This is a genomic window from Streptococcus sp. KHUD_013 (assembly GCF_052588545.1).
On record NZ_CP186264.1, the window covers coordinates 886,463 to 898,594 of the forward strand.

Here is a 12,132-nt window from a genome sequence, read left to right on the forward strand (position 1 = left end):
GAAAGGAAACAAATGAACCCAGAAGAAATTAATCAGGCTCTTCGTTTGACGATTGAAGAGCTGACCAGAAAGCTGGCTGATGAGGTAACTTCAAAGAACCTCTTAGCCATTCAATTGACGCAGAAAGAGGAAGCTTACCAAGTTCTCCTTCAGAAGAAAGAAGAATTGGAAGCTAATCTCAAAGAAGCAACTACACCATTAAAAATAGATGGAGGAAAGAAAGATGGAAGAAAAGGAATTACTACCTGATCTAAGTAGAATTACAGAACCTTTTGATTTGGTGGCAGCACTCACTTATATGCGCGAGAATGGTGAGTTCATTCGCTGCAAGAGTGAGGGGGAGGATTTTTATATGTACAGAGAAGTACAAAAGCGTCCCGTGATTAAGGAAGGTCGACGTCAGTTGATGGAAGTCGAAACAGTGGGAGCTTTGACTCAGTGGGGTGCGACAGTTCCAACCATTAATTTGTCTGAGTTATTTCATAAAAACTTTTATATCATGCAATTTGACGAAAAGGGAAATCCCAACTGGAGCGAACCGCATAGAAAGGAAAATGCATCATGAAACAGTTAGTTTTTGCGAATAAAGTCTTGTTTTCCACAGTAGGAGGACTTTTAGGAAGTGTTTTTGGTGATTGGGATGGTTTTATTTTTGCCTTGATTGTCTTTATATCTATTGATTATATCAGTGGGTTGATGGCAGCAGTTGTTGAAAAGAAGCTATCCAGTGCAGTTGGTTTTCAAGGACTGTTTAAAAAAGTTGTTATTTTGATGCTAGTGGCTATGGGGCAGATTATTGATACTCATATCTTGAAACAGGGAGGCATCATCCGAACTGCTATTATTTTCTATTACTTGTCTAACGAGGGGCTCAGTATTATAGAAAATACAGCACGGATTGGTCTGCCAGTTCCAGAGAAACTCAAACAAACTTTGAAACAATTAAAATCGGAGGAAAAATAAGATGGCATTATTTGGAGTAGATATCAGTGAACACAATGGTTTTATTGATTTTGATCAGTTGAAAAACAATGTTGACTTTGTCATTATCCGTTCGTCTTGGGGTAGCTTTGCGGAAGACCTGCGTGCACGACGAAATGCATCTGAATGTGAGCAGGTTGGCATTCCGTACGGATTTTACCATTATAGCTATGCTCGAAATTTGGGAGAAGCACAAGCTGAGGTCAATGCCTTTTTAAACTTTGTCCGACAATTTCATCCTTCTATGCCACTCTACATTGATATGGAGGATGCGGACGGCTGGAAAGCAAACAATGGGGGTGTGAGCTGGGAAACTTCCACGGCTATCTGCCGACTGTTTTGTGACAATGTAGAAGCCGCTGGTTACTGGGCTGGTGTGTATGCGAGCCTGTACTGGTTCCAGAATATGGGCGACTTATCCCGTTATACGAATTGGGTAGCTCAGTGGCAGGTGACTGCTTGTTCTGTTCCAACAGATATTTGGCAGTTTACCAGTGACGGAGTTGTTGGCGGTATCAGTGGCCGAGTGGATTCCAACTATATGTATCGGGATTTGCGTTCTGTTTATACCGGACAGGTACCAGAACCTCGGTCAGAAGTGCCGCAACAAGCAACGACCCCAGCGTCAACTGGGACTTACACGGTTCAAGAAGGGGATACTTTATCGGCTATTGCGGCTCTTTATGGGACAAGTTATCAGGAATTAGCAGCTATCAATGGGATTGCCAATCCTGACTTGATTTATCCGGGACAAGTCTTGCAGGTGACTGGAAGTTCGCAAGCACCTAGCAGCACCACTTATACAGTTGAAAGCGGCGATACGCTTTTAGCCATTGCGGCCATGTATGGCACGAACTACCAGCACTTAGCAGCTATCAATGGAATTGAAAATCCAGATTTGATTTACCCTGGCCAAGTGTTACGAATTGAATAATCCATCAAGGTCTGTGTGGTTGTCCATGCGGGCCTTTTACATAGACAGCATTTCAACTAGAAAAAGCTTGAATGAGTGGGCTGAATACTTGATAAATTTGGCCTTTAGAGTGATATATAGTAAGGAAGAAAGGAGAATGGGATGAAGCCAGGAAAGATAAGAGTTTGTGCCTATGCGCGTGTTTCGACCATGACCGAAAAGCAACAGGATTCCCTCACCAATCAGCAATCCTACTATAATCATTTTTATCAAAATAAAAATGATGTCGAGTTCATCGGAGTGTATTATGATCAGGGGATTTCAGGCAAACTGGCCAAGCGTCCAGGCTTTCAGCAGATGCTGGAGGATTGCAGGGCCGGGAAAATTGATGTCATTCATACAAAGTCCATTTCTCGCTTTGCCAGAAACACTGAGTTATTGCTTGCAGTAAGCCGGGAACTGAAAACTATTCAAGTGGATATCTTCTTTGAAGAACAAAATCTCCATACCTTGTCAAATGAGGGTGAAGTCATGCTTACGGTTCTTGCCAGCTACGCAGAAGAAGAACTGCGCAACATGAGTGAAAACCAACGGTGGGCTTTTCAGAATAAGTTCCAGCGAGGAGAGCTGGTGATTAACACTAAGCGCTTCTTAGGCTATGACAAGGATGAGAACGGTGAGTTAATCATCAATCCTGAGGAAGCTAAAATCGTCAAACGGATTTATAACCTTTATTTATCTGGTATGGGAGTTCATGTCATCGCAAAGCTATTTAATGAAGAGAAAGTTTCTACTGTAGACGGTGGGAAATGGTATTCAAGTACTATTACCAATATTCTAAAAAACGAGAAGTATAAGGGGGATGCAATCCTGCAAAAATACTATTTTGCGGAAATCAAGGCCAAGCAACGTCTCAACCAAGGTCAGGTGCAACAGTACCTGATTACAGATAACCATGAAGCTATTGTATCCAGAGAAGATTGGGAAGCCGTTCAAAAGCGTCTGAAACAGAATCGAAAGGCAAAGCTAAGCATTGATTACAATAGACGATATCCTTTGAGTGGCTTATTGAAATGCGAGCATTGTGGCTCTACTTTAAAACGACAGAAGTACTACAAAGGAAAGGTTGTGTGGGTCTGCAGCAAGTATATCCGAGAAGGGAAGGTCGCCTGCATCGGCATGCGCGTGCCAGACAGTGTAGTACAGGATTGGAGTATCCATGAGCCCACAGTGGTAAAGGAGGAGAACATCGGTGGCAAAAAATATTACAGTTATTCCAGCAAAGAAAACGATACAAGTCGAGCAGAAGCAACACATTCAGAAAATCCGAATGGCGGCCTACTGCCGAGTATCCACCGACCAAGACGAACAGCTATCAAGCTATGAGAACCAGGTTCGGTATTACAAAGAGTATATTCAGCAGAATCCTCTCTACGAGTTGGTTGATATTTATGCGGATGAGGGGATTTCAGGAACTAATACCAAGAAACGCACAGAGTTTAATAGGTTGATAGCTGACTGCCGAAAAGGCAAAGTAGATAGAATCATTGTGAAGTCTATCAGCCGTTTTTCTAGGAACACGCTAGACTGCTTGAAATATGTTCGGGAATTAAAGGAACTTGGAATTGGAATTACCTTTGAAAAGGAGAATATTGACAGTCTGGATGCCAAAGGGGAGGTGCTCTTGACCATTCTTTCTTCCTTGGCTCAGGATGAATCCCGTTCTATCTCAGAGAATGCGACCTGGGGGATTCGAAAGAAGTTCGAACGAGGCGAGATAAGAGTCAACACAACCAAATTTGTAGGCTATGACAAGGGTGAGAATGGAAATCTCATCATCAATGAGGAGCAGGCCAAGATTGTCAGACGAATCTTTCGGGATTTTTTACAAGGAGAAACACCAGAAAGTATAGCGAGAAGTCTAAAAGAAGAAGGGGTTCCAGGATGGAATGGGAAAGCTAACTGGTATCCCACTACCATTCAAAGAATGCTTCAAAATGAGAAGTACATGGGAGATGCCCTCTTACAGAAAACCTATACGGTTGATTTTCTGACCAAGAAGCGCAGTGAGAACCAGGGACAGGTGAATCAATACTATATCGAAGGCAACCATGAGGCTATTATTAATAAGGAAGAATGGGACTTGGTTCAGCTTGAGGTAGAGCGAAGAAATCAGTATAGGCAGGATAATCACGTCAATTTTTACATTATCCAGTGCGAACAAAATCCATTCACATGCAAAGTATTCTGTAAGGAATGCGGAGGTCTATTTGGTCGAAAGAACTGGACAACCAGTAGAGGAAAGAGGCCTGTCTGGCAATGCAACAACCGATATAAGGTAAAAGGAATACAGGGGTGCACTAATCGTCATATTGATGAAGAAACCCTGCAGCAGGCTTTCCTCAGGGCTATAGAGGTTCTTCATGAAAAAAAGGAACAGCTACTAGAAAAGTGGAATAGCTTGAATGAAGAGCAAAAATTAGAGAAGTACCATGCGGCTCAACTAAAGGGACTCCTTGATAGCGAGCAGGAAGTATTTGATGGAAGAAAGATGTGCCAGGTACTTGAGAAGATTATGCTTGGTGAAGACGGCAGCATTACCGTTAAGTTTTTAGAAGGAACAGAAGTAAATTTATAAGGCCATAGCTAAGAGAGGAAGTGCTCATGCTATGGCCTTTTTATTTTTTGAAATACGATTTATTATCTATTATGATTAGTGTAGCAATTGAATTAACCATAATATTTAAAAAATTAACCTAAAAGGTTGAAAAATATTAGAAAATGGTTTATAATTATATTGTAAGAGGTAAAATGGAGGAAAATAAAATGATTACAGAATATGGAAAATTTCTAAGAAAATTAAGAATAGACCAAGGCCAAATCCTCAAAACAATGGCAGAAAAGCTAGGTGTCAGCTCAGCCTTTTTATCAGCTGTAGAGAATGGTAAAAAGAAAATCCCAAGAACTTGGGAAGAAAAACTAGTAAAGGAGTACAAGTTGGATGGAGAGCAGTTAGCTGAATTGAGACGTTCCCAGCAAGATAGTCAACAGTTGATTGAAATCAATCTGGAAATGTTAACTGATGCACAAAAAGATACAGCATTTGCTTTTGCGAGAAGTCTTGAAAGATTTGATACTCAAGATTTATCAAAACTTGCTAAATTTTTTAATAAGAATTCGGAGGAAGTTAATGACCTATAATTATAAAGTAGTCCCATGTTCTAGATTAGAAATTCGAAACTATGCTGATTATTTCCGTGATAAGACAAAGTTGTCTAATGAACTTGCCTATCCAATTGTTGAGGTTTTTGAATTATTGGCGGAAACTGGATATTATGATTATGAGATTGTTCCAATTGAGGATATGCCTAATAACTATGGAGAAACCCTCAAAGGTGAAAACTTAATTCGTATTCGTGAAGATATATATGAGAAAACTTGTGAAGATGATGGATTTTCCAGATCCACAATTGCTCACGAACTTCTTCATTTTTTTAAACATCGTCAAGAAGAGATAGTTTTTTGTCGTACGGTTGAAGAAATGAAAAGTAGAAAAGCCTACGAAGACCCTGAGTGGCAAGCCAACTGCTTCGCAGGAGAATTATTAGTTCCAAAAAGATTAGTTAAAAATTTATCTGTTGAAGAGGTCGTAGAACAATGCAAAGTTACACAAGCAATGGCTAGTTTTCAACTTGGACAATATGAAAAAGAAGGTTGGTAAAAGAAAAAGCCTTTGAGTGGGGACTCAAGGCTTGGATAGAGCGGCTGGGTAAACCGACATACACAGTATCAGTTTACCATAGTCGTCTGGATATTTCAATAGAAAGGTTTACTCTATGGTAAAAATTCAAGGTAACCGAAAAGGTTGCAAAGACGTTTTTAATGCATTCCTAGTGAAAGATGCTGCTTACGCAGGAAAAGAAGAAATTCCGATTATTAGACCTTATAATGGCAATTTGCCAGAAAAAATGGTTCTATTTTCAAAAAGGCATCAAACTAAGGAGAAATTTTCATGGTTATGTTTTTATGAGGATGATTATAAATTTGAAAATATTTGGAAGAATCCAAAACTTCATTTGGATACACTTTCTAAGTTTAAAGGGGTTATCCTTCCTGATTTTAGTCTATTTAGAGACATGCCGTATAACATGCAAGTAAATAATATATACAGAAGTCGTGCTATAGGTACTTGGCTTCAATCAATGGGAATTCCAGTCATTCCAAATATTCGTTGGGGGGATGAGAGAACTTACGATATTGCTTGTCTGGGTATATCAAAAGATAATGTGATTTCTGTCGGCTCGCATGGTCAGATGAGAGATTTAGATGATAGAAGGCATTTTATCAACGGGCTTGATTATGTTGTTGATAAACTTAGTCCTCATACAATTCTTGTATATGGTGCCTTACTAGATGATGTGTTTGCTTGGTATCGTCTTCAAGGAATTAATATTCTTCACTATCCAAGTAACACTTCGTTGGCTTATATGCAAGGAGGTGCCTAATGGGGACTGGATTTCACGGAGGATTTGGTAAGACTACTGGCGCTGAGGAATTAGACTTAAAACGATTTGATAATCTAGGTGGGTTTCCTATTTTTGAGTTAATTAATCACACGAATCCTAGTACCGAGACTGATGGCTTTTTTGTTGAGCTTATTGCTGATTATAATGGATATAATAAAGGTCTGGTTGGGATAGTTCTATCAAAAGATAGTAATGATACATACAAAGTGAAGTTTTTTACTCGAGAAAATAAGGTCTTAGTTATCATTTCGGTACCGAGATTACTTTTGCATCACATTAGTCATTCTGAATTTAAAAAGTATTTTGAGTAGTATGTGAAATTTAAACATGTATATAAAAATCATAGTGATATAATTAAAGGGAGCTATTTATGGCAAATTCAACAGAGCGAATTGGTATATATGAGTGTGGCAAAATTGCGGAACGGAATAATTGGCTATTCCGAGAGCAACCTATAAATGATATAGGTATTGATGCGCATATGGAGCTTATAGAAGAAGGAAAACCTAAACAGCTTCTTGCTTTGCAAATCAAATCTGGTGAAAGTTGGTTTAAGGAGAAAAAAGATGGCTGTATTATCTTTAGAGATATTAATGAGAGACAGTATAACTATTGGACAATGAATTCTTTACCCTGTATTCTAGTCCTTTATAATCCTACTGATGAGATGTGTATTTGGGGAAAGCTTAATACTGAAACGATTCAAAAAACTCGAAATGGTGAGGGAAAAGGTTACTATGTTAAAGTGCCTTGTAGTCAGATTTTTTTGGACGACTCCTCGAATAGAAAAATTCTTTCTTATACAAATTTGCCACAACATCTGCAGAATTATAATTTTCTGTTATCTCAGAAAAAATTTATGGAAATTATTGAGAGTGGTGGAGAAGTTAAACTACATTCAACGGAGTGGGTTAACAAATCAAGTGGAAAAGGTGAGACCAAGTTAATTGTTAATGATGGAGATGAAACCAAGGAGTATTTGTACCCGTACTGGTTTCCTTTTACTCCTTATGAAGAAGTTTTTCCTAAGCTATTCCCTTGGGCTAATTTTTCTGTTGATGAAGAATTTTTTGAAGAAAGTGATTCTGAATTATGGCAACAACTTCATTGTTGGTATGATAATGAAATGGATGATTGGATCGTTGTAGGAGACACATTTGAGCAATTCCGCCAAAAATTACACCCTATGCGCTACGTTGACCATGCTGGTGAAGTTGCAGAGTATATGTTGGTTCTCAGTTTGAATGAATTGGGAAAATCGTTCTTAGAGGTAGAGCAATTTATATCCGAAACCAGACCATACACCAAAGCAAGACCAGAATCAAAAGATAAATAAAGGAGCATTATCATGAAAAAGCTTAAACTTAATAGTGGTATGAAATCGGAAAAAACTATAGATGGATATAGACTAAATCCTACTGAGAAGTATGTTATTAATTTGGAAGATGAAATGGAATTTGCAATATCGACAATGCAAGCAGTTCATATGTTTGGTTTTCCACCAGCATTTAAGAATTGGCATGCTTGGCTATTTGAGAATGGCTTTAGTATGGAAACACCAAATCCAACAAATAAGTTTGTAGCAAAGTTCTATGGAGTAGAACCTCTTTGGAAAACGCCATACTCAATGGGGCTCGTCGTAAAAGCAGAAGGTTATGATGACTATTACATTATTATGGAATGTAGTAGTAAAAATACAGGTTTCAAACACACACAAATTATTCTTACCATGGGAGGATGTCTCTAGATTAGAGAAGGACATAATATATAATGAGTAACCATAAAGGCTTGTTACGTTTAATTGTTTAATTCAGTTAATCAGACAGCCTTTATTTCGTTTCATAGTATAGGTAGTAACCATCAAAACATGTTGAGGCAGTATCACTGCTTGTACGAGCTGAGGCATCAGCGTAGTAGAAGGAGATGTTCCGCCCATGCGATAGCTGTCGTAGAGTAAGGAGTTTACGACGAAACGATACGGTTACAGCGAACCGTCGAGTGTGTAAGTTTGTTAGTGAAATGTGGATAATCGTTCAAAAATCAGAAGAACGAGAGATGTATATGTTGGAATTATATCAAAATCCTTCCTATAAAATCTAGTCGCATTTGGGTCCTTAAAAGAAGGAAAAGAATTTGTATCCAAAATAACTGGATATACTCTAGAAAATGAAGATGATTTTGTTCAAGGTAATAAAGTAGAAATAACGAACATTTATATGGAAGGTTTAGAGTAAACATGAGTCTCTTATTTGAAGAATTTAAAACCATTTGTTTCCATTTAAATCGAGTTGGAATTACACCGACACTGATGGGGTCTTTGGGATTGGAGTTTAGAACGAAAGAAAATTGGGGGCCGTCTGACATTGACATTCATGTGCCTGGTGACCCTAGAGGTTGGGAAGCACCTGATCATCTCAGAATTTATGACTGGGACAATATTATGAAAGTGATGAAAGACTTAGGCTACGTCTTAATAGATATTCATGAGCATGAATTCAAAAAGGATCGAGTGAGTGTTGAATTTGGAAGTATCGATTCCTTACCTGATTTTGCAGGAGTTACGGAATCGGATATAGAGCTTATTCACATTGAAGGCATCACTTTTCGTCTTCCAAGTCTGGAGCAGTATCTAAGTATTTACAAAGCTTCTTCTCAAGACTCCTATCGAAATGATCACAATAACAATAAGGATTTTAAAAAGATCGAGTGGCTGGAAAGACATTTGTAAATTATCATATAAAAAGTAGTAAGTTGTAAGACTGGCTGCTATATTGTTTTTATTATCATTTTTATTGGTTATTTAATTTATACTATATTGGCTAGTAATTGAATTAGTAAAGAAAAGCAGGTGGAAAAACTGTAAAAGAGCCACAGGTACTTTTCTGGGGTGGATATCACGCATATTTTTCGGATTTAGATGGATATTATTGGGAAGTTTCTTGGGGACCCAATTTTCAATTTTATGAAAATGGACTATTGAAATTTTAGTAATTAAGGGAGATAGCAAAAATGGCTTCAAGTAAAGAATATTTAGATTTCATTTTAGAACAATTGTCCGAGTTGGAAGAAATATCATATAGAGCAATGATGGGTGAATATATAATTTATTATCGAGGGAAAATCATAGGTGGAATTTATGATGATAAATTTTTAGTGAAGCCTGTCAAATCTGCAATAGCATATATGCCGAATGTAGAATACGAATTGCCGTAAGAAGGTGCAAAGGAAATGCTATTGGTAGATGATGTTGACAACAAAGAATATTTAACCGGCTTATTTAATTCAATGTATGATGAGTTACCTGCACCAAAACCAAAGAAAAAGAAATAATAAAATCTCAGTTTATCTAGGTTATACCATTTAACGATAACCTTATGCTATCGTTAAAAAGTTTATAGAACAGACAAGACTACCTAGCATAATTAGTGTTCACTCGTTTCATGTTGAGGTCGTACCACTGCTCTTCCAATCTGAGACAGTCGAAAAGGAGAAGGGGATGGTATTGGTATCAATCAATGAGTAACAAAGTAACAGCATGATTTGTAACATTTGCTTGTAATTCGCGGAGGAACATCAATATGGATGGAATAACAAAAGATTCTATAAAAACAGCTAAATTAATGAAACAATTATGGCCCCAATTGACCGATAAAGAAGCTATTGATGAAGTTAAAAAATATACGAATGGCAAAAATACTGCAATCTTTACTGAAGTTGAAGGTGACACAATTGTAGGTCTAGCACTATGTTCACTCAGATTTGACTATGTTGAAGGTTGTAAATATAGTCCTGTGGGATTCTTAGAAGGGATTATTGTCGACGAGGAATATCGTTTAAAGGGTATTGCTAAAAACCTCTGTACAAAATGTGAGGAATGGGCGAAAAATAAAGGATGTAAGGAATTTGCAAGTGACTGTACTTTAACGAATACGGATTCTATAAGATTTCATCTCAATATTGGATTTCAGGAGGCAAATAGAATTATTCATTTTAAGAAGAAATTATAATTTCAGAACGTGGTCAAAATTTATGTATCTTTAGGAAGTGTGAAAGATTGGACGAACAAATTTTTTTGATGGGTGGAAATCCGCCGATAAAGAACCATACGGTTGTTAATAAAATTGTGTCATCAAGGAAGATCGAAAGAATTGTCATTTTTACAGTTTATCGAGAAAATTGGGAACCGTATATGAAAAAGTACACGGAAGTTTTCCAAAGTCAATGTCCTAATCTAAACACTGATTACTTACTCTTGGACACTGAGCAGATTAATTTTGATAGCTATCTAGATGCTGATCTAATTATTATCGGTGGTGGAAATACGGAAAAGTATTTAGCTACTTACGTCAATCAGCAGTTCAAAAATTATATCGATCGTATGCTGAATAAAGGGGCGAAAGTTATGGGATTTTCTGCAGGAGCCCTATTATTAGGAGAAAAAGTCTATGTTTCACCTAATGATAATTCAGATCATCAGATAAAGATAAAAAATGGATTAGGACTCTTTAGTCAGTTTTTAATTAGTGTCCATTATGATTCCTGAAATGATAAAGCTAATAAGGATAGAGCTGAAGAACTCGTTAATGTTCCCATAATTCCATTAAATGATCATTCCTGTCTTGTACTAGATAAACTTGGAAACATTATTGAGAAAATTGACTAGTTTTCATAATGTAAATCTGGATCTAGGAAATTAAAGTGTAGACGAACTGGATGGGTTACTAGTTAAAGCTGCAAGAAGTGTTGGAAGGTGAATCGGAGAGTGCTTGATGAATTTTATTAGTAAGATAGGCATAAATAAAGGCTGGTCAGATGATAAAAAATATTGTGTGACAGATCAAAATCAGCAAAAATATTTCTTGCGTGTTTCTGATAAGGAGAAGTTAGATTCTAAAAGATTTGAATTTGATATGATGGAGAAGGTGGCTTCTCTTGGAGTTCCTATGTGTAAACCGATTAGCATAGAACTCTGCGATGACGAAGTACATTCTTTACATGAATGGATAGATGGGAAAGATGCAAGAGAAACCATTTTAACTGTTTCAAAAGAACAACAATACATTTACGGAGTAGAAGCAGGAAGAATCCTCCAAAAAATTCATTCACTCCCTATTACAGAAGTTCGTGAAGATTGGGAGGTCTTTTATAATCGAAAAATTGATGACAAAATCTCCAAATACAAAGAATGTCCCGTTCAATATGAAAATGGTCAGATCTTTATTGAGTTTTTAAATGCAAATCGAGAATTGTTAAAAGATAGACCTCAGGTTTTCCAACATGGAGATTATCATATCGGAAATTTCATGATTGGTGAAAATCGTAAAATTTATGTCATTGACTTTGATCGATTTGACATCGGAGATCCTTGGGAGGAGTTCAATCGCATTGTGTGGTCCGCTCAAGTCTCTCCCTCTTTTGCGTCTGGTATGATAGATGGATATTTTGATCATAAGGTTCCGGATTTATTTTGGAAGCTTCTCGCCATCTATACTCTAAGTAACCTAGTTGGTGCTCTGCCATGGGCTGTACCATACGGAGCTGAAGAAATATCTGTAATGCAACATCAAGCTAAGGAAATTTTGGAATGGTACGATGATATGAAGCAAATCATTCCTAGTTGGTGCTTGACAAAGAAGACGGCTGAATAATAAAAGAGCTTAAATATCAATTTGAAGAAATGTCCGGATTATTTGCTCAATTTCAAATATATCT

General features: G+C 37.4%; 15 protein-coding genes and 3 pseudogenes. All 18 read left to right on the forward strand.

Annotated elements, in window-relative coordinates:
• Positions 1-12: 12 nt before the first annotated feature.
• The 18 genes and pseudogenes from ACOXXR_RS04045 (at position 13) to ACOXXR_RS04130 (ending at position 12,068) form a co-directional block, all read left to right on the forward strand.
• Entirely contained in the window at positions 13-249 is a 237-nt protein-coding gene (locus ACOXXR_RS04045) for a hypothetical protein (protein WP_101771487.1), read from the forward strand.
• Positions 224-565: a hypothetical protein gene (locus ACOXXR_RS04050; protein ID WP_002904770.1), complete on the forward strand. Its 342-nt coding sequence runs from the start codon at positions 224-226 to the stop codon at positions 563-565. Before ACOXXR_RS04045 ends, ACOXXR_RS04050 begins: the two co-directional genes overlap by 26 nt.
• On the forward strand, positions 562-963 hold the full coding sequence (locus ACOXXR_RS04055; RefSeq protein ID WP_445278799.1) for a phage holin family protein: 402 nt from the start codon (positions 562-564) through the stop codon (positions 961-963). The genes ACOXXR_RS04050 and ACOXXR_RS04055 overlap by 4 nt, the downstream gene beginning before the upstream one ends.
• 1 nt (position 964) lies before the next feature.
• Positions 965-1,915 carry a LysM peptidoglycan-binding domain-containing protein gene (locus ACOXXR_RS04060; RefSeq protein ID WP_445278800.1) on the forward strand — a complete coding sequence of 317 codons (951 nt, stop codon included), beginning with the start codon at positions 965-967 and terminating at the stop codon, positions 1,913-1,915.
• A 141-nt stretch (positions 1,916-2,056) separates the two neighbouring features.
• Complete coding sequence (locus ACOXXR_RS04065) at positions 2,057-3,280, forward strand: recombinase family protein (protein ID WP_445278801.1); 1,224 nt, start codon at positions 2,057-2,059, stop codon at positions 3,278-3,280.
• Positions 3,186-4,532 (forward strand): recombinase family protein, encoded by a 1,347-nt coding sequence (locus tag ACOXXR_RS04070; protein WP_427151604.1) that lies wholly within the window; start codon positions 3,186-3,188, stop codon positions 4,530-4,532. The genes ACOXXR_RS04065 and ACOXXR_RS04070 overlap by 95 nt, the downstream gene beginning before the upstream one ends.
• 188 nt (positions 4,533-4,720) lie before the next feature.
• Positions 4,721-5,095 (forward strand): helix-turn-helix domain-containing protein, encoded by a 375-nt coding sequence (locus ACOXXR_RS04075; protein ID WP_125378426.1) that lies wholly within the window; start codon positions 4,721-4,723, stop codon positions 5,093-5,095.
• Positions 5,085-5,615, forward strand: a complete 531-nt coding sequence (locus ACOXXR_RS04080; protein WP_445278802.1) for an ImmA/IrrE family metallo-endopeptidase — start codon at positions 5,085-5,087, stop codon at positions 5,613-5,615. The genes ACOXXR_RS04075 and ACOXXR_RS04080 overlap by 11 nt, the downstream gene beginning before the upstream one ends.
• Before the next feature lie 115 nt (positions 5,616-5,730).
• Positions 5,731-6,399 carry a DUF4417 domain-containing protein gene (locus tag ACOXXR_RS04085; protein WP_125378367.1) on the forward strand — a complete coding sequence of 223 codons (669 nt, stop codon included), beginning with the start codon at positions 5,731-5,733 and terminating at the stop codon, positions 6,397-6,399.
• A complete protein-coding gene (locus tag ACOXXR_RS04090) occupies positions 6,399-6,731 on the forward strand; it encodes a hypothetical protein (protein ID WP_125378368.1) in 333 nt (110 codons plus the stop codon). The genes ACOXXR_RS04085 and ACOXXR_RS04090 overlap by 1 nt, the downstream gene beginning before the upstream one ends.
• 59 nt (positions 6,732-6,790) lie before the next feature.
• A complete protein-coding gene (locus ACOXXR_RS04095) occupies positions 6,791-7,756 on the forward strand; it encodes a DUF4365 domain-containing protein (protein WP_037596774.1) in 966 nt (321 codons plus the stop codon).
• Between the two features lie 12 nt (positions 7,757-7,768).
• Entirely contained in the window at positions 7,769-8,167 is a 399-nt protein-coding gene (locus ACOXXR_RS04100; protein WP_125378369.1) for a hypothetical protein, read from the forward strand.
• Positions 8,168-8,656: 489 nt separating this feature from the next.
• Positions 8,657-9,148, forward strand: coding sequence for a nucleotidyltransferase (locus ACOXXR_RS04105; protein WP_445278803.1), 492 nt, complete (start codon positions 8,657-8,659; stop codon positions 9,146-9,148).
• Positions 9,149-9,258: 110 nt separating this feature from the next.
• A pseudogene (locus tag ACOXXR_RS04110) lies at positions 9,259-9,408 on the forward strand (VOC family protein); the annotation flags it as partial.
• Between the two features lie 21 nt (positions 9,409-9,429).
• Positions 9,430-9,750: pseudogene (locus ACOXXR_RS04115) on the forward strand (TfoX/Sxy family protein).
• A 248-nt stretch (positions 9,751-9,998) separates the two neighbouring features.
• Complete coding sequence (gene aac(6'), locus ACOXXR_RS04120; protein WP_295347946.1) at positions 9,999-10,427, forward strand: aminoglycoside 6'-N-acetyltransferase; 429 nt, start codon at positions 9,999-10,001, stop codon at positions 10,425-10,427.
• A 47-nt stretch (positions 10,428-10,474) separates the two neighbouring features.
• Positions 10,475-11,083: pseudogene (locus ACOXXR_RS04125) on the forward strand (Type 1 glutamine amidotransferase-like domain-containing protein).
• 106 nt (positions 11,084-11,189) lie between these two features.
• Positions 11,190-12,068 (forward strand): aminoglycoside phosphotransferase family protein, encoded by an 879-nt coding sequence (locus ACOXXR_RS04130; RefSeq protein ID WP_445278804.1) that lies wholly within the window; start codon positions 11,190-11,192, stop codon positions 12,066-12,068.
• The last annotated feature ends 64 nt before the right edge of the window (positions 12,069-12,132 follow it).